At 71.7% G+C, this 16593-nt stretch carries 16 protein-coding genes; 7 read left to right on the top strand and 9 right to left on the bottom strand.

Translation table 11 applies throughout. The features are described 5' to 3' along the window. Positions 1–8: 8 nt before the first annotated feature. The 3 genes from A8W25_RS08865 to A8W25_RS08855 all read right to left on the bottom strand — a co-directional run bounded on the left by A8W25_RS08865 (position 9) and on the right by A8W25_RS08855 (position 2301). A complete protein-coding gene (locus A8W25_RS08865; protein ID WP_067158425.1) occupies positions 9–368 on the bottom strand; it encodes a 5-carboxymethyl-2-hydroxymuconate Delta-isomerase in 360 nt (119 codons plus the stop codon). A 112-nt stretch (positions 369–480) separates the two neighbouring features. Then, the gene (locus tag A8W25_RS08860) at positions 481–825 is read right to left on the bottom strand and encodes a VOC family protein (protein WP_067158423.1); all 345 of its coding nucleotides are present in this window, start codon (positions 823–825) and stop codon (positions 481–483) included. Positions 826–939: 114 nt separating this feature from the next. Then, the gene (locus A8W25_RS08855; RefSeq protein ID WP_067158421.1) at positions 940–2301 is read right to left on the bottom strand and encodes a glutamine synthetase family protein; all 1362 of its coding nucleotides are present in this window, start codon (positions 2299–2301) and stop codon (positions 940–942) included. Positions 2302–2590: 289 nt separating this feature from the next. Between A8W25_RS08855 and A8W25_RS08850 the strand changes: the two genes are divergently transcribed. From A8W25_RS08850 to A8W25_RS08830, 4 genes are all read left to right on the top strand, one after another. After that, positions 2591–4564, top strand: coding sequence for an amino acid transporter (locus A8W25_RS08850; RefSeq protein ID WP_067160853.1), 1974 nt, complete (start codon positions 2591–2593; stop codon positions 4562–4564). 569 nt (positions 4565–5133) lie between these two features. Next, a complete protein-coding gene (locus A8W25_RS08840) occupies positions 5134–5793 on the top strand; it encodes a DUF3105 domain-containing protein (RefSeq protein ID WP_199831704.1) in 660 nt (219 codons plus the stop codon). Then, complete coding sequence (locus A8W25_RS08835; RefSeq protein ID WP_067158419.1) at positions 5790–6422, top strand: DUF305 domain-containing protein; 633 nt, start codon at positions 5790–5792, stop codon at positions 6420–6422. The genes A8W25_RS08840 and A8W25_RS08835 overlap by 4 nt, the downstream gene beginning before the upstream one ends. A gap of 254 nt (positions 6423–6676) precedes the next feature. Further along, a complete protein-coding gene (locus A8W25_RS08830) occupies positions 6677–8587 on the top strand; it encodes a S53 family peptidase (RefSeq protein ID WP_067158417.1) in 1911 nt (636 codons plus the stop codon). Positions 8588–8762: 175 nt separating this feature from the next. Here A8W25_RS08830 and A8W25_RS08825 read toward each other — a convergent pair whose 3' ends face one another. The 4 genes from A8W25_RS08825 to A8W25_RS08810 are packed head-to-tail and all read right to left on the bottom strand — an operon-like array spanning position 8763 to position 12381. After that, positions 8763–9404 carry a response regulator transcription factor gene (locus A8W25_RS08825; RefSeq protein ID WP_067158414.1) on the bottom strand — a complete coding sequence of 214 codons (642 nt, stop codon included), beginning with the start codon at positions 9402–9404 and terminating at the stop codon, positions 8763–8765. 24 nt (positions 9405–9428) lie between these two features. After that, positions 9429–10700, bottom strand: a complete 1272-nt coding sequence (locus A8W25_RS08820) for a sensor histidine kinase (RefSeq protein WP_234386345.1) — start codon at positions 10698–10700, stop codon at positions 9429–9431. Continuing rightward, on the bottom strand, positions 10697–11422 hold the full coding sequence (locus A8W25_RS08815; RefSeq protein WP_067158411.1) for an ABC transporter permease: 726 nt from the start codon (positions 11420–11422) through the stop codon (positions 10697–10699). The genes A8W25_RS08820 and A8W25_RS08815 overlap by 4 nt, the downstream gene beginning before the upstream one ends. Further along, on the bottom strand, positions 11422–12381 hold the full coding sequence (locus tag A8W25_RS08810; protein WP_067158409.1) for an ABC transporter ATP-binding protein: 960 nt from the start codon (positions 12379–12381) through the stop codon (positions 11422–11424). Before A8W25_RS08810 ends, A8W25_RS08815 begins: the two co-directional genes overlap by 1 nt. Before the next feature lie 725 nt (positions 12382–13106). Between A8W25_RS08810 and A8W25_RS08805 the strand changes: the two genes are divergently transcribed. The 3 genes from A8W25_RS08805 (at position 13107) to A8W25_RS08795 (ending at position 16094) form a co-directional block, all read left to right on the top strand. Then, positions 13107–13961, top strand: a complete 855-nt coding sequence (locus A8W25_RS08805; RefSeq protein WP_067158407.1) for a MaoC/PaaZ C-terminal domain-containing protein — start codon at positions 13107–13109, stop codon at positions 13959–13961. A gap of 38 nt (positions 13962–13999) precedes the next feature. Beyond that, positions 14000–15076, top strand: a complete 1077-nt coding sequence (locus A8W25_RS08800; RefSeq protein ID WP_067158406.1) for a Zn-dependent alcohol dehydrogenase — start codon at positions 14000–14002, stop codon at positions 15074–15076. Between the two features lie 76 nt (positions 15077–15152). Further along, positions 15153–16094 carry a 3-oxoacyl-ACP reductase gene (locus tag A8W25_RS08795; protein ID WP_067158404.1) on the top strand — a complete coding sequence of 314 codons (942 nt, stop codon included), beginning with the start codon at positions 15153–15155 and terminating at the stop codon, positions 16092–16094. Positions 16095–16162: 68 nt separating this feature from the next. Here the strand turns inward: A8W25_RS08795 and A8W25_RS34315 are convergent, their stop codons facing one another. Then, positions 16163–16324, bottom strand: coding sequence for a hypothetical protein (locus A8W25_RS34315; RefSeq protein WP_199831703.1), 162 nt, complete (start codon positions 16322–16324; stop codon positions 16163–16165). A 68-nt stretch (positions 16325–16392) separates the two neighbouring features. After that, positions 16393–16593, bottom strand: a complete 201-nt coding sequence (locus tag A8W25_RS34770; RefSeq protein ID WP_067158402.1) for a hypothetical protein — start codon at positions 16591–16593, stop codon at positions 16393–16395.

Here is a 16593-nt window from a genome sequence, read left to right as displayed (position 1 = left end):
CGGGGCGGCTAGTCCTTGTGGAAGCGGTAGGACTCCCGCTCCATCTCGCGGACCTCGACCATGAGGTGCAGTCGGCGGCCCTCGGGGGCCGTCGCGTGCTTGAGGGCGATGTCGCGGACCGTCTCGGCGAGCTTCTCGCGGGCCTCCGGGGTACGGCCGGTGAGGATCGAGAGCTGGACGAAGACGGCGTCGATGCCGTCGTCGCCCTCGCCGAAGTACGACTCCTCTATCCGGCGGAAGCGGCTCTTGAAGGCCACGCCCGGGGCGTCGACGATGGCCGGCGCGGCGGCGTGCACCTCGCGCGCGAAGGCCTGGCGGTCGAAGGTCTCGGTGAGACGTTCCGAGTACTCGACATGGACGAACGGCATGGTCAATCCTCTGGTCGCACGGCAGAACCGGCTGGCTCTCAGCAGCCGCAACCGGCCGCCGCCGGACGGTATTCCCGCCCGGCGGCGGGGGCGGCCCCGCCGCACGCGCCCGTCAGGACGGCTGGACCAGCCCGATGACGTTGCCGTCGGCGTCCTTCACCGACGCCGTCCGCCGCCCGCCGCCGACGTCCTGGACGTCCTGGAGCGACTCCGCGCCCGCGTCGAGCAGGGCCTTCACGGTCTTCTCGATGTCGTCGACGTGCCAGTAGGGGACCGGCCCCGTCATCCCCTTGCCGTGCCCGTTGGGGTCGAGGCCGACTTCCTGGCCGCCCGCGTTGAACTGCACGTAGTACGGCTCGTCCATCACGGGCTCGGCGCCCAGCAGCCCGCCGAACAGGGCCTTCGCCCGGGCGATGTCCTTGACGGGGTAGATGATCGTCTTCAGGCCTTGGGTCATGGGGGTGCTCCTCGCAGTGCATGGCGCGGGCGGCTTCCGGCCGCCCCTGCCATGACACACCCCACCGCCCGGACCCGCCCGCCGGGACCACCCGAATGCCGGACCCGAATGCCCCTACAGCACCGGCAGGTTCTTCCGCAGCTCGAACGCGGTCACCTCGGAGCGGTACTCCTCCCACTCCTGCTTCTTGTTGCGCAGGAAGAAGTCGAAGACGTGCTCGCCGAGCGTCTCGGCGACCAGTTCGCTGCGCTCCATCAGCGAGATCGCCTCGCCCAGGTTCTGCGGCAGCGGCTCGATGCCCATCGCGCGGCGCTCGGAGTCGGTGAGCGCCCAGACGTCGTCGTCGGCGCCCGCCGGGAGCTCGTAGCCCTCCTCGATGCCCTTGAGGCCGGACGCGAGGAGCAGCGAGTACGCCAGGTAGGGGTTGCAGCCGGAGTCCAGGGAGCGGACCTCGACGCGGGCGGAGCCGGTCTTGCCGGGCTTGTACATCGGCACCCGGATCAGCGCGGAGCGGTTGTTGTGGCCCCAGCAGATGTACGAGGGGGCCTCGCCGCCCGCGCCCGCCGTGCGCTCCGAGCCGCCCCAGATGCGCTTGTAGGAGTTGACCCACTGGTTGGTGACGGCCGAGATCTCGGCGGCGTGCTTGAGCAGGCCCGCGATGAAGGAGCGGCCGACCTTGGAGAGCTGGTACTCGGCGCCCGACTCGTAGAACGCGTTGCGGTCGCCCTCGAAGAGGGAGAGGTGGGTGTGCATACCGGAGCCGGGGAACTCCGAGAACGGCTTCGGCATGAAGGTCGCCTGGACCCCCTGCTCAAGCGCCACCTGCTTCATGACCAGGCGGAACGTCATGATGTTGTCGGCCGTGGAGAGGGCGTCCGCATAGCGCAGGTCGATCTCCTGCTGGCCCGGCGCGCCCTCGTGGTGGCTGAACTCTACCGAGATGCCCATCGACTCCAGCATGGTGATCGCCTGGCGGCGGAAGTCCATGCCAACGTTCTGCGGGGTGTGGTCGAAGTAGCCGGAGTTGTCGGCGGGCACCGGGCGGGTGCCGTCCAGCGGCTTGTCCTTCAGCAGGAAGAACTCGATCTCGGGGTGGGTGTAGAAGGTGAAGCCCAGGTCCGAGGTCTTGTTGAGGATGCGCTTGAGGACGAAGCGCGGGTCCGCGAAGGACGGGGAGCCGTCGGGCATCAGGATGTCGCAGAACATCCGCGCGGTGCCCGGGGCCTCGGCGCGCCACGGCAGGATCTGGAACGTGCTCGGGTCCGGCTTGGCGATCATGTCGGACTCGTACACCCGGGCGAAGCCCTCGATGGCCGATCCGTCGAAGCCGATGCCCTCGTCGAACGCCTGCTCCAGTTCGGCAGGAGCCACCGCGACCGACTTCAGGAAGCCGAGCACATCGGTGAACCACAAACGCACAAACCGGATGTCACGCTCTTCGAGGGTGCGGAGCACGAACTCCTGCTGCTTGTCCATAGCCACATCCTTGCAGTTCAGACGGTCTGTGCACCACCGCCCGGGCATGAGGGGGAACCATCAGTATCAGGGCCCGGGATTACCGACACATTACGCACCCCATATGAGCTGTTGCACGTTGCCTCCCCACACTCGCACCGGGTGCCGCGCGGGGCGAGGCCGTGGGGGATACTCGCTGCTCGTCGCAAGCAGAAACGTCCCCGCAACGGTCGATTACGGCCACCGGGCACGGACCCGAGTACTGCCAACGAGTACGGCTATGGAGAACCGCAGGATGACCGGCACCAAGATGGAGCCCCCGGATACCGTCGCCGCCCCGCCCGCACGCGAGGCAGCCGTCCGCCGCTGGCGGGCCTGGCTCCTGGACGGCCTCTCCGAGCACTCCGCCCGCCACCCCGGACCGCACGGCACCCCGCCGCAGGAGCACCGGGGCCACTCGTGGTGGCGGGTGATGTGCCTGACGGGTGTCGACTACTTCTCCACCCTCGGCTACCAGCCGGGCATCGCGGCCCTCGCGGCCGGGCTGCTCTCCCCGATGGCCACCCTCGTACTGATCGCGCTGACCCTGCTCGGCGCGCTGCCGGTCTACCGGCGGGTGGCCAAGGAGTCCCCCAACGGCGAGGGCTCCATCGCCATGCTGGAGCGGCTGCTGCCCTGGTGGGCGGGGAAGATCTTCGTCCTGGTGCTGCTGGGCTTCGCGGCCACCGACTTCATGATCACGATCACCCTGTCGGCGGCCGACGCCTCGGCCCACGTGGTGGAGAACCCCTTCGCCCCGAACTGGCTGCACGGCTCCAACCTCTGGATCACGCTGGCCCTGGTCGCGGCCCTCGGCGCGGTCTTCCTCAAGGGGTTCAAGGAGGCCATGGGCGTCGCCGTGGTGCTCGTGGCCGTGTATCTGACGCTCAACCTGGTGGTGCTGGCCACCGCCGTCGGCAAGATAGCCACCGAGCCCGTCGTCGTCGACGACTGGTGGCACGCCGCGAGCGCCGAGCACTCCTCACCGCTGGCGATGGTCGGCGTGGCGCTGCTCGTCTTCCCCAAACTCGCGCTCGGCATGTCCGGCTTCGAGACGGGCGTGGCGGTGATGCCGCAGATCACCGGGGACGCCTCCGACACGTACGCCAAGCCCCTCGGCCGCATCCGCGACACCCGCAAGCTGCTCACCACCGCGGCCCTGGTGATGAGCGGCTTCCTGCTGGTCTCCAGTCTCGCCACGACGATCCTCATCCCGGAGGCCGAGTTCAAGGCGGGCGGCGACGCCAACGGCCGCGCGCTCGCCTATCTGGCCCACCAGCACCTGGGCGAGGCCTTCGGCACGGTGTACGACATCTCGACCATCGCGATCCTCTGGTTCGCCGGGGCGTCGGCGACGGCCGGGCTGCTCAACCTCGTCCCGCGCTATCTGCCGCGCTACGGCATGGCCCCGGAGTGGACCCGCGCGGTGCGCCCCCTGGTGCTGCTCTTCGTGGCCATCGCCTTCTTCATCACCTGGTGGTTCGACGCCGACGTGGACGCGCAGAGCGGCGCGTACGCCACCGGGGTGCTCGTGCTGATGCTCTCGGCGGCGTTCGCCTCGACCGTCGCCGTACTGCACCGGGGCGGGAAGGGAGCCGCCGTCGGGTTCGGCGTCATCACCGCCGTCTTCGCGTACACCCTGGTCACCAATGTCATCGAGCGGCCCGACGGTCTCAAGATCGCGCTGCTGTTCATCCTGGCGATCCTGCTGTCCTCGTTCGCGTCCCGGGTGCACCGGGCGTTCGAGCTGCGGGCCACCGAGGTGACCTTCGACGAGGCGGCGAGCCGGTTCATCGACGAGGCGGCGGCGAGCGGGCCGCTGCGGCTGATCGCCAACGAGCCGCAGGAGCACAGCACCCGGGAGTACCGCGCCAAGGAGTACAGCCAGCGCGAGGAGACCCATATCCCGGACGGGCGGCCGGTGCTGTTCCTGGAGGTGTTCGTCCAGAACTCCTCGGACTTCACCACCGAGCTGACCGTGCACGGCGACGAGAAGCACGGGGTGCGCAGGCTGCGGGTGGAGGGCGCGGTGGTGCCCAACACCATCGCGGCGGTGATGATGAAGCTGCGCGAGCGCACCGGCGAGGTGCCGCACGCCTACTTCAACTGGACCGAGGGCCATCCGCTCAGCCATCTGCTGCGCTTCCTGGTCTTCGGCGACGGCGAGGTCGCCCCGGTCACCCGCGAGGTGCTGCGGCGCGCCGAGCCGGACCTGAAGCGGCGTCCTCGCGTCCACGTGGGCTGACCTCGTGGGCTGAGCTCCGGGTCCGCCGCGGGCCGCCACCCGGCCCGCGGCGGCCGGTTCCGGCCGGGTGGCCGGATCTTGGCCGACCCCACCCTGCCGCGCGGCGCGCTCCCTCGCCTAGCATCTGCGGCTATGGGGGGAGTGAGACGCCTTCGCATCACACGTCCCGTGGCGCTGGTGAGCGCCATGGCGACGCTCCTCGCCGCGCTCTTCCTCTGTCTCACCGCGGGCGGCGAGGCGAGCGCGGACCCCGCCGCTCCCCGGGTCCATCACGCCGTGGCGGTGAGCGGGGCGGCGCAGTACAGCTGTCCGTACGACCGGGACGACTGCGGGCTCTTTCCGCACGCGGATCCGGCCGTGCTGACGGCTCCGCCGCTCGATCCGCCGGCGCCGGGGGCCGCGCATACGGTGCGGGTCGCCGCGGTTGTGCCCTCGGGGGCGCCCGTTCGGTCCGGGGCTCGGCCCCGCGCCCCCGACCTTCACGTCCTTCAGGTCCTTCGGACATAGCCGCGCCGGTTGTGCTGAGAACCTCCCCCGACTTCCCCTTTACCAGAAGGACTTGAGCCCCCATGGCCACCAAGGAATCCAAGAACTCGCGACAGGCGCGGATAGCCGAGATGCGGCGTGCCGAGCAGGCCCGCGAGCGGCGCAACAAGCTCATCGCCATCACCGCGTCCGTGGTGATCGTCGCCGGACTCGTCGGCACCGGCGCGTACCTGCTGAACAAGGAGTCCGACGACAAGGACAAGCAGCAGGCCCAGAAGGCCGCCGACGCCAAGGCGACGATCGCGGGCGAGAAGGACTGGGACCCGAAGAAGCTCGGCCGCAACCACGTCGACAAGACGGTCTCGTACCCGATGAAGCCCCCGGTCGGCGGCGACCACAGCCAGGTGTGGATGAACTGCGGTGGCGTGGCCTACAAGAAGCCGATCCCCGACATGAACGCGGTGCACTCCCTGGAGCACGGCTCGGTGTGGGTCACATACACCGACAAGGCGCCCGCCGCCGATGTCCAGAAGCTCTCCGACAAGGTGTCCAAGACTCCGTACTCGCTGATGAGCCCGTACCAGGAGCAGACCGGGGCGATCATGCTCAGTGCCTGGGGCAAGCAGGTCACCGTGACCAGCGCGGACGACCCGCGGGTCAACCAGTTCTTCGCCAAGTACGTGCAGGGCGCGCAGACGCCGGAGCCGGGCGCGGCGTGCACGGGCGGGCTGGACCAGAAGTGAACCGCACCTACTGGGCGTCCCTGGCGGCGGTGGTGGCGGCCCTGGTGTTCGCGACGGTGGCCACGGTCGCCAGCGCCACCGGCGGCGACTCGAAGCCCGCCGCGCACACCCCCGTGGCGGCCTCGGCGGACGCCGGGTTCGCCCGTGACATGGCCGTCCACCACCAGCAGGCGGTGGAGATGTCGTTCATCGTGCGCGACCGCACGAAGGACGAGGAGGCCCGCCGGCTGGCGTACGACATCGCCAACACCCAGGCCAACCAGCGGGGCATGCTGCTCGGCTGGCTCGATCTGTGGGGGCTGCCCAAGTCGGAGCCGGAGCGGCTGCCGATGGCCTGGATGGGCATGGGCAGCGAGCCCGGTGCGGACGGCGCGCTGATGCCCGGGATGGCGACCAACACCGAGCTCGACCGGCTGCGCGCGGCCGACGGCAAGCAGGCGGAGATCCTCTACCTCCAGCTGATGACCGAGCACCACAAGGGCGGTATCCACATGGCCCAGGGGTGCGCCCAGCGGTGTACGACCGAGGTGGAGCGCAATCTGGCGCAGGGCATGGTCGACTCCCAGCAGTCGGAGATCGACCTGATGGCCGGGATGCTGAAGGCGCGGGGAGCCACACCGCGTACGTAACGCGATGGGCACCCCCGGGCCGGGCGGCGTACGCAATCCGCCCGAGTCGGCATTTGCGCCACCAAAGGAACCCAAGTCCCGCCACCCTGGCGGGACTTGGGTTTCTCTTGGTATGCGCATGTCCCCCGCATGAACCGTTCCTCACCAGAGTGACGCTGTGCATGCGCAGCTCAACGTGCGCATGCCTCCCAGGTGAAGAGCCTTATGCAGGGGGTCACATGAGAACAAGCCGCACCAGGCGGCGTGCCGTGAGCATGGCAGCGACACTGCCTCTGCTCGCCGGCGCGCTCGCTCTCGGCATACCGTCCGCCCACGCGGCGGACCCCGTGCCGTCCGGGCGGGCCGCCCTCACGGGCACCAAGCCCACGTGGGCCACCGGCTCCGCCGACCAGGGCGCCACGGCGAACGGCAACAAGGTCGACGCGCGGGTCTATCTCGCGGGCCGCGACGCCAAGGGCCTCGCCGCGTACGCCGCGGCGGTGTCGGACCCGAGCTCGGCGTCGTACGGGAAGTTCCTGAGCGCGGAGCGGACGCAGCAGCGCTTCGGGGCGACCGAGGAGCAGGTCGCGGCGGTCACCAGCTGGCTGAAGTCGGCCGGGCTGACCGTCACGGGCGACAACCAGCACTACATCTCGGTCTCCGGCGACGTCGCCGCGGCCGAGAAGGCGTTCGCCACCGAGCTGCACGACTACCGCAAGGGCGGCCGCACCTACCGCGCCCCGGTGAAGACCGCCTCCGCGCCGGGCGCGCTGGCCGACGCGGTGCTCACCGTGACCGGTCTGGACAACGCCCCGCACAAGGCGACGCACCACGAGACGCTGCCGGGGCCGGGCCCCGCCTTCAAGAACTCCGGGCCGTTCTCGACGTACTACGGCTCGAACATCGCCACCACCCTGCCGGACGCGTACGGCACCAAGGTCCCGTACGCGGTCAAGGGGTACACCGGCAAGCAGCTGCGGGCGGCGTACGGCGCGGGCGGCTACACCGGCAAGGGCGTGACCGTCGCGATCACCGACGCGTACGCCTCGCCGACGATGGCGAAGGACGCCCAGCGGTACGCGCTGCGCAACGGCGACAAGGCGTACAAGCACGGCCAGTACAGCGAGGTGAAGCCCGCCGACTACAACAGCGTGGAGGCGTGCGACGCGGCCGGCTGGTACGGCGAGGAGTCGCTGGACGTCGAGGCCGTGCACGCGGTCGCGCCGGACGCGGACATCGTGTACGTGGCGGGCGCGTCCTGCAACGACGCGGATCTGCTCGACGCGCTGAACAAGGTCGTCGACGATCACCTGGCCGACATCGTCTCCAACTCGTGGGGCGACATCGAGGCCAACGAGACGCCGGACGTCGCGGCCGCCTACGACCAGACGTTCAAGCTGGGCGCGGTCGAGGGCATCGGCTTCTACTTCTCCTCCGGCGACGACGGCGACGAGGTCGCCAACACCGGCAAGAAGCAGGTCGACACCCCGGCCAACTCGGCGTGGGTGACGGCGGTCGGCGGCACGTCGCTGGCGGTCGGCAAGGGCGACACGTACAAGTTCGAGACGGGCTGGGGCACGCTGAAGGCCCCGCTGGCGGCGGACGGCAAGAGCTGGACGGGCTTCCCCGGCGCGTACACCTCGGGCGCGGGCGGCGGCACCAGCTCCACGGTGAAGCAGCCGTTCTACCAGCGGGGTGTCGTCCCCGACTCGCTCGCCAAGGCGAACGGCCCGGCCCGTATGCGTACGATCCCGGACATCGCGGCGGTCGCGGACCCCAACACGGGCTTCCTGGTCGGCCAGACGCAGACGTTCCCGGACGGTGCGGTGAAGTACGACGAGTACCGCATCGGCGGGACGTCGCTGGCGGCGCCGGTGATCGCGGGTGTGCAGGCGCTGGCGCAGCAGGCGCGGCACTTCCCGATCGGTTTCGCGAACCCGTCGATCTACGCGCGCTACGGGTCGCCGCTGTACCACGACGTCACGGACCACCCGCTGGGTGCGCGTGGCCTCGCGGTGGCCCGCGTGGACTTCGTGAACGCGGTCGACGCGTCGGGTGGCCTGACCACGTCCGTGCGCACGCTGGGCGCGGACAGCTCACTGCACGCGGTGCGCGGCTACGACGACGTGACGGGCGTGGGCACGCCGTCACGCGGTTACGTGGCGTCGTACGGCCGGCGCCACTAGTTTTTAGCCCGGCCTTTGCCCGCGGGCCGTCTGTGGCTGGTCGCGCGGTTCCCCGCGCCCCTTAGGGGGATGGTCTGACCCGGGGACGCTCGCGCCCCGTAGGTAGTGCGTCTGCCCCGGGACCAAATGGTCCCGGGGCGGACGTCTTTGGGAGCCGGGGCGCAGCCCCAGGCTCTCAAGGGGCGCGGGGAACTGCGCGACCAGCCCCCACCGGCCCGCAGCCCTGCTGCCGCGCCGCCCGCACCGCCTCCATGCGGTTGCGGGTGCCCGTCTTGCCGATCGCCGACGAGAGGTAGTTGCGTACCGTCGACTCCGACAGGTGCAGCCTGCCCGCGATGTCGGCCACCGTCGCGCCGTCCACCGAGGCGTTCAGGACGTCCCGCTCCCGCGCGGTCAGCGGGTTGGCGCCCGCGCTCAGCGCGGCCGCGGCCAGCGCCGGGTCGATCACCGTCTCGCCGCGCAGCACCCGCCGGATCGCCTCGGCCAGATCCTCCACCGGCCCGTCCTTCACCAGGAACCCGGCCGCGCCCGCCTCCATCGCGCGCCGCAGATACCCCGGCCGCCCGAAGGTGGTGAGGATCAGCACCCGGCAGTCGGGGCACTCCTCGCGCAGCTCGGCCGCCGCGTCGAGCCCGCTGCGGCCGGGCAGTTCGATGTCCAGGAGGGCGACGTCGGGCCGGGCGACGAGCGCCTCGGACACGATCTTGTCGCCCGCCGACACCTGGGCGACCACCTCGATGTCCTCCTCAAGCCCGAGCAGCAGGGCCAGCGCGCCCCGCATCATGCCCTGGTCCTCGGCGAGCAGGACTCTGATCATGCCGTTCTCCCCATCGTGCCGGTCTCATCCCCGTGCGACCCCGCGTTCGGTCTCCAGCTCCGCTTCGAGCTCGGCGTCGAGCGGGTCGACCGGGAGCTCGGCGTTCACCTGGAAGCCGCCGCGCGGCCCGGGGCCCGCTTCGAGTGAGCCGCCGGCCGCCGCGAGGCGTTCGGTGAGACCCTTCAGGCCCGTGCCGCCGATGCGTGGACCGGGGGCGACGGGCTGTTCGGATGGTACGCCGCGCCCGTCGTCGGTGATCTTCAGCCGTACCCGCTCGGGCGCGCCGTCGACCACGATCTCGCAGTGGGCCGCCCCGCTGTGCCGTACGACGTTGGTGACCGCCTCCCGTACCACCCAGCCAAGCAGCGCCTCCACCTGTGAGGGCAGCGGCGGGCCCGACAGGCGTACCACCGGCTCCACTTCGGCCGCCAGCAGTGCCGAGCGGGCCCGGTCCAGCTCGGTGCCGAGGCTGCCCTCGCGGTAGCCGGTGACGGCCTCGCGGATCTCGGTGAGCGCCTGGCGGCCGACCGACTCGATGTCGGCGACCTGGCCGAGCGCGGCGTCCAGGTCGCGCGGGGCGAGGCGGCGGGCCGCCTCCGACTTCACCACGATCACCGAGAGCGTGTGGCCGAGCAGGTCGTGCAGGTCCCGGGAGAAGCGGAGACGTTCCTTCTCCACGGCGGTACGGGCCAGCTCCTGGCGGGTGTCGCGCAGTTCGCGCACGGTCTGGGAGAGCGAGAGGACCGCCGCCGTCACCATGCCGGAGAGGAACGTGCCGTACGCGATGGTCACGTTGTCCCAGACCTCGCCCGCCTCCATGCCGGAGATGGCGCCCGCCGAGCTCGCCAGGACCATGATCACCAGGCCCAGCCTGCGGTCCCGCAGCACCGCGCCGCAGGCCAGCGAGAGCAGCGGGAAGAAGAACAGCCAGGTGCCGCCGTAAAGGAGGGTCAGCGCGTAGGTGATCGCGGCCATCGCGGCCAGGGCCGCGAGCGTGGCGCGGCTCTCGCGCTTCTCCTTGTCGAAGGCGCGGAAGGCGACCGTGACGTAGAGCGAGTTGAAGGCCAGCAGCCCGGCGCCCCCGATCCACGGGTTCGGGGTCCTGCCCTCGACGAGGTTGGAGAACGCGCCCAGGCCCATCAGGAGCCAGGGCAGCAGGGCGTAGCCGTTCGCCGGGGGACCGGCGAGGTCGGCGTCCCGCTCGCTCCTCCTCGGCAGCTCCGGCAGTTTCGGTAGCTCCGGCAGTTTCGGCAGGCTGGGCGCCACTGTCTCGTTCTCCCCGTTCATCGTGCTCACACGGCCCTCGCGGACCGTCGGTAGGAGACCACGGCGTACGAGCCGAACGCCAGCAGCCAGCCGCCGAGCACCGCGACCGTCCCGAGTCCGGGGGCCGAGCCGTGCGAGACCGCCCAGCCGAGGTCCCCGAACCGGTGGGCCGGGCTGTACGCGGCGATCGAGGCGAGCCAGTGGGGGAAGGAGGAGAGCGGGAACCACAGTCCGCCGAGCACCGCGAGCCCCATCAGACACGCCACATTGACCACGCCCATGGCCTGCGGGCTCAGCCGGTAGCCGTTGCCGAGGCCCAGCAGGGTGAAGGGGAGCGCCCCGGCCCACAGCAGCAGCGCGAGCGCCGCCCACTGCCAGGCTTCCAGGCGTACGCCGTTGACGAGCGCGCCCGCCGCGAGCACCGCGAGGACGGCCGGCAGCACGGTCGCCGAGCCGCTGACCGCGCGGCCCGCCACCACCCGGGACGGCGCCAGCGGGGTGATCCGCAGCTGCCTCAGCCAGCCCGCGCTCCTGTCGGAGGCCACTTGGCCACCGGCGTTCAGCGACGCGCCGAGCGCCCCGTACGCGGCCATGCCGACCATCGATGCGGCCTTCCAGTCGGCCGAGTCGCCGCCCCCCGAGCCGATGTTGGTGAAGAGGAGGTACATGAGCACCGGCATCCCGATACCGAAGATCACGAAGGACGCGTCGCGGAGGGTGCGCCGGATTTCGAGCGTGATGTAGCCGAGCATCAGACGGTCTCGCTTTCGCGTACGGAGCCGACGGTGGCGGTGGCGGTGGCGGTCGGGGAGACGGTGGAGGTGAGGGAGAGGAAGGCGTCCTCCAGGCTGGCCGGGGCGACTTCGAGGCGCCGGACCGCGCCGCGCCGGGCGAGCTCCACGACCGTGGCGTCCGAGTCGTCCGTACGCAGCCGGGCGCGGTCGCCGCGCACCTCGACCGAGACCACGCCCGGCAGCGCGGCCAGGCCCGCGCTGGGGCCGCCCGCCAGGTCGAAGGAGACCAGGCTGCCGCCGGCCGCGCGCTTGATCCGCTCGCCGGGGCCGTCGGCCACGACACGGCCCTGGTCGACGACCACGATCCGGTCGGCGTTGTCGTCCGCCTCCTCCAGGTAGTGGGTGGAGAACAGCACGGTGTTGCCCCGGGCCGCGTAGCTGCGCATCGCGTCCCAGAACGCTCGGCGCGCCGCCACGTCGAGTGCGGCGGTCGGCTCGTCCAGGACCAGCAGCGCGGGCGCCCCGGCGATCGCCACCGCGAACCTCACGCGCTGGGCCTGGCCGCCGGAGAGCCTGTCGACCCGGCGGTCCGCGAAGCCGGTGAGCCCGGCGAGCGCCAGCGCCTCGTCGACCGGCATCGGCTCGGGGTAGGTCGAGCCGACGAACGCGATGAGCTCCCGTACGGTGACGCGGGGGATCGGCTGCCCCTCCTGGAGCATCGCCCCGGTGAGCCCGGCCCGTACCGCCCGCTCCGGCGTGCGGCCGAAGAGCCGCACCTCGCCCGCGTCCGGCTCGTCGAGGCCGAGCAGGAGGCCGATGGTGGTGGACTTGCCGGCGCCGTTGCGGCCGAGCAGGGCGACGGTTTCGCCCCGGCGGATGTCGAGGTCGATACGGTCGACTGCCCGTACGGAGCCGTAGGCCTTGACCACGTGGGTGAGGCTTACGGCGGCCGGGGCGCTCGGTGCTGTCTGCGTCATGTCCTTGACGCTACGGATCGGGCCCCGGTGCCCGGCAGATGTTCTTGTACGGGGTTGGGCGGGACAAATGTCCTGGCGGGTCGGTTGTCTGCGGCCGGGGGTCATCCGCAGGTTGAGTGTGGTTGCTCGCGCAGTTCCCCGCGCCCCTACGGGGTTGGGGTTGCCCAGCGCCGATGCGCCCTCCAGGGGCGCGGGGAACGGCGCGACCAGCCCAACTCAACCCGCGGATGCCCCCGGGCGATTGAGGGGCGCGGGGAACGGCGCGAGCAACCCTCCACCGGCCCGCAGGTGAACTCCGGGCACAGGAAGGGGCGCGGGGAACTGCGCGAGCAACCCTCCACCGGCCCGCAGGTGAACTCCGGGCACAGGAAGGGGCGCGGGGAACGGCGCGAGCAACCCTCCACCGGCCCGCAGATCAACCCCGGGCACAGGAAGGGGCGCGGGGAACGGCGCGAGCAACCCTCCACCGGCCCGCAGATCAACCCCGGGCACAGGAAGGGGCGCGGGCACCCCCACCGGCCCGCAGATGAACCCCGGGCGTCAGCGCTAGCTGACGGCGCGTCAGAAGTGTTCCCAATCGGGGGCCGCTGCGTTATACATAGGGCCCATCGAGCCTAGAACGCGTTCTAAAACCGGCTCTCCGAGCCGGCCGCGCACGGCCTCGGTGCGGCCGACGGTGCGGACGGCCGCGCCGAGGTCTTCCACCTCCAAGGAGCAGCCCCCGTATGCCCATCGACGTCGCGAAGGCGCTCGCCGCCGAGCCCCGGTCCACCGAGATCGTCTGGGACCACAAGGACATCCAGCTCTACCACCTGGGACTGGGCGCGGGCGTCCCGGCGACCGACCCGGACGAGCTGCGCTACACCCTGGAGTCGAGGCTGCACGTGCTGCCCTCGTTCGCCACCGTCGCGGGCGCCGGCATGGGCGTGGTCGGCGGACTCGGCGCGCCCGGCATCGAGGTCGACCTCGCGGCCGTGCTCCACGGCGGCCAGGGCATCGTCCTGCACCGCCCGATCCCGGTGCGCGGCAAGGCCGTCTCCACCTCCAGGGTGGCCGCCGTCTACGACAAGGGCAAGGCCGCCGTCCTGGTGCTGCGCACCGAGGCCGCCGACGACGAGGGCCCGCTGTGGACCAGCGACGCCCAGATCTTCGTACGCGGCGAGGGCGGCTTCGGCGGTGAGCGCGGCCCCTCCGCCCGTACCGAGCAGCCCGACCGGACCCCCGACCACACCGTCGAGCGGGAGGTGCGCGAGGAGCAGGCGCTGCTCTACCGGCTCTCCGGCGACTGGAACCCGCTCCACGCCGACCCCGAGTTCGCCGCGCTCGCCGGCTTCGACCGGCCGATCCTGCACGGGCTCTGCACGTACGGAATGACGCTGAAGGCCGTCGTCGACACGCTGCTCGGCGGCGAGGTGGCCCGCGTCCGCTCGTACACCACCCGCTTCACCGGGGTCGTCTTCCCGGGCGAGACCCTGCGCATCCGGATGTGGGCCGCACCGGGCCGCGTCCAGGTGTCGGTGACGGCCGTCGAGCGGGACGACGCGCCGGTGCTCTCCGACACGCTCGTCGAACACGTCTGAACCGCCTCATCGGAGTCCCATCAGAGGGGAGCCGCACCATGCGCGCAGCCGTACTGCACGAGATCGGCCAGGACAAGCTCGATGTGCTCGACGACGTCGAGGCGGTGGGCTTCGGGCCCGGGAAGGTGCGGATCCGGATCCGCGCGACCGGGCTCTGCCACTCCGACATCTCCGCGATGACCGGGGTGCTTCCGCAGCCCGCCCCCTTCGTCCCCGGCCACGAGGGCGCGGGCGAGATCCTCGACGTCGGCGACGGCGTCACCTCGCTCGCCCCGGGCGACCGCGTCCTGGTGTGCTGGCTGCCCGCGTGCGGCGTCTGCCCCTCCTGCAAGCGCGGCCAGACCCATCTGTGCCTGGCCGGGTTCATGAACGCGGGCACCCCCAACTTCAAGCGCCCCGGCGCCGAGGTGTTCGGCTTCGCGGGCACCGGCACCTTCGCGGAGGAGGTCGTGGTCGCCGCCGGATGCGCGGTCCCGATCCCCGACGACGTGCCGTACGAGATCGCCGCGCTCATCGGGTGCGGGGTGACCACCGGGCTCGGCGCGGCCATCAACACCGCCAAGGTGGAGGCCGGTTCGTCGGTCGCCGTCATCGGCTGCGGCGGGGTCGGCATCTCCGCGATCCAGGGCGCCAGGGCGCAGGGCGCGGCGCAGATCGTCGCCGTCGACCCGGTGGCCTCCCGGCGCGAGGCCGCGCTCACCTTCGGTGCGACCGAGGCCGTCTCGCCCAGCGAGCTCGACGACGCCAAGCAGCGGATCACCGGCGGCGAGGGCTTCGACTACGTCTTCGAGGTCGTCGGCAAGTCCGCCACCGCCCGCACCGCCTACGGGGCGACCCGGCGCGGCGGCACCCTGTGCGTGGTCGGCGCGGGCGCCATGGACGACTTCTTCCAGCTCAACATGTTCGAGCTGTTCTTCGACGAGAAGCGGATCCTGCCCTCGCTGTACGGCGGCGGCGACGTACTGCGCTCCTACGAGCGGGCCGTCGCGCTGTGGCGGGCGGGCCGGATCGACCTGGAGGGCCTGATCACCCACCGGGTGCCGCTCGCCGGGATCAACGACGCCCTCGACCAGATGCGCACGGGCGAGGCCCTGCGCACCTGCATCACCCTCTGAACCCTCCCAACCCTCCGAACCTTCCGAACCCTCTGAACCTTCCGAACCCTCTGAACCGAAGGGACGCGGTCGACCGATGGCACTGCCACTTGAAGGGCTCAGCGCGATCGTCACCGGCGCCGGACGGGGCCTGGGCCGGGCCGAGGCCCTCGAACTCGCCCGGCTCGGCGCGTCCGTGGTCGTCAACGACTTCGGGCAGCCGGGCCGGGACGGCTCCGGCGAGGCCTCGGCCGCTCCCGCCGAGGAGGTCGCCGCCGAGATCCGCGCGGCGGGCGGCACGGCTCTCGCCCACACCGGCGACGTGGCCGACCACCAACAGGCCCGGGAACTCGTCCGGTCGGCGGTCGAGGAGTTCGGCAAACTGGACATCCTGGTCAACAACGCGGGCATCCTGCGGGACCGGATGATCTTCTCGATGACCGAGGCCGAGTGGGACGCGGTGATCCACGTCCACCTCAAGGGCCACTTCAACACCACCCACTTCGCCGCCGCGCACTGGCGCGGGCGCTCCAAGGCGGCGGGCGGCGCGGTCTACGGCCGGATCGTCAACACCTCCTCGGAGGCGTTCCTCGCGGGCTCGGCGGGCCAGCCCAACTACGCGGCAGCCAAGGGCGGGATCGTGGGCCTGACCACCTCCACGGCCCTGGCGCTCGCCAAGTACGGGGTCACCGCCAACGCCATCTGCCCCCGCGCCCGCACCCGGATGACGGAGGACGTCTTCGCGGGCTTCGAGGAGCCCGGCGAGGGGCAGCTCGACCCGCTGGCGCCCGAGCACGTGGCGCCGCTCGTCGGCTATCTGGCGTCCCCCGCGGCCGCCCGGGTCAACGGCCAGCTGATGGTGGTGCACGGCGGGATGGTCGCGATCGTGGAGCGCCCGAAGGTGGCCGCCAAGTTCGACGCGGCCAAGGAGGCCTTCACGTACGGGGAACTGGACGAGCTGCTCTCGCCGTACTACGCCGAGCGCCCCGCGAACGAGACCTTCGCGGCGGCGGAGGTGCTCGGCCTCAAGCGCGGCTGAGCGTCCGGACGGACGGGAAAGGGCCCGGGATCTGTGGATCCCGGGCCCTTCGCGCTTCTTCGCCGACGTCAGCCGTGGTGGTGGCCGCCGTCGCCGTCGTTCCGCCGGTGGCGGCCGTGGGCCTCGTTGGTCGGCTCCTCGGTCGCCGCGGCGCCGCCCCGGTGCCGGCCGTGGTGGCCGTCGGGGTCCGTCGTGGCTTCGGCGGACGCGGCGGTCAGTGTCTCGGACATGTGGTGCAGTCACCCCGTTGTGTTTCGTCCGTTGCGTTCGCCGTGGATCTTAGCCAGAGCTCCACGGCCTACTGACGGCCGGTCAGCGGTGCCTGCGCCAGCGGTACGGGCCTGGGGGCCTGCGGCTTCAGCGGTACGGGGGCAGGGCGCGGCAGGTCCGCCGGGGCCGGGACCGCCGCCACCGAGCAGGGCGCCGCGGCCGTCGCGCACGGCAGCCGCAGCACCCCGTCCCGGGTCCACAGGCCCACCCCCGCCGCCACCACACCCAC

Origin of the sequence: Streptomyces sp. ERV7, assembly GCF_001653515.1 — a bacterium.
Classification (GTDB): domain Bacteria; phylum Actinomycetota; class Actinomycetes; order Streptomycetales; family Streptomycetaceae; genus Streptomyces.
The sequence above is the reverse complement of the archived record's forward strand: the minus strand, read 5'-3'. Positions and strand labels throughout refer to the sequence as shown.

Excerpts from the sequence above, each read along its gene's own strand:
- A8W25_RS08795 (WP_067158404.1), top strand. The coding sequence starts at position 15,153 with ATGGCACTGCCACTTGAAGGGCTCAGCGCGATCGTCACCGGCGCCGGA.
- A8W25_RS08840 (WP_199831704.1), top strand. The coding sequence starts at position 5,134 with ATGGCCACCAAGGAATCCAAGAACTCGCGACAGGCGCGGATAGCCGAG.
- A8W25_RS08865 (WP_067158425.1), bottom strand. The coding sequence starts at position 368 with ATGCCGTTCGTCCATGTCGAGTACTCGGAACGTCTCACCGAGACCTTC.
- A8W25_RS08850 (WP_067160853.1), top strand. The coding sequence starts at position 2,591 with ATGGAGCCCCCGGATACCGTCGCCGCCCCGCCCGCACGCGAGGCAGCC.
- A8W25_RS08815 (WP_067158411.1), bottom strand. The coding sequence starts at position 11,422 with ATGCTCGGCTACATCACGCTCGAAATCCGGCGCACCCTCCGCGACGCG.
- A8W25_RS08805 (WP_067158407.1), top strand. The coding sequence starts at position 13,107 with ATGCCCATCGACGTCGCGAAGGCGCTCGCCGCCGAGCCCCGGTCCACC.
- A8W25_RS08860 (WP_067158423.1), bottom strand. The coding sequence starts at position 825 with ATGACCCAAGGCCTGAAGACGATCATCTACCCCGTCAAGGACATCGCC.
- A8W25_RS08855 (WP_067158421.1), bottom strand. The coding sequence starts at position 2,301 with ATGGACAAGCAGCAGGAGTTCGTGCTCCGCACCCTCGAAGAGCGTGAC.
- A8W25_RS08825 (WP_067158414.1), bottom strand. The coding sequence starts at position 9,404 with ATGATCAGAGTCCTGCTCGCCGAGGACCAGGGCATGATGCGGGGCGCG.
- A8W25_RS08800 (WP_067158406.1), top strand. The coding sequence starts at position 14,000 with ATGCGCGCAGCCGTACTGCACGAGATCGGCCAGGACAAGCTCGATGTG.
- A8W25_RS08830 (WP_067158417.1), top strand. The coding sequence starts at position 6,677 with ATGGCAGCGACACTGCCTCTGCTCGCCGGCGCGCTCGCTCTCGGCATA.
- A8W25_RS34315 (WP_199831703.1), bottom strand. The coding sequence starts at position 16,324 with ATGTCCGAGACACTGACCGCCGCGTCCGCCGAAGCCACGACGGACCCC.
- A8W25_RS08810 (WP_067158409.1), bottom strand. The coding sequence starts at position 12,381 with ATGACGCAGACAGCACCGAGCGCCCCGGCCGCCGTAAGCCTCACCCAC.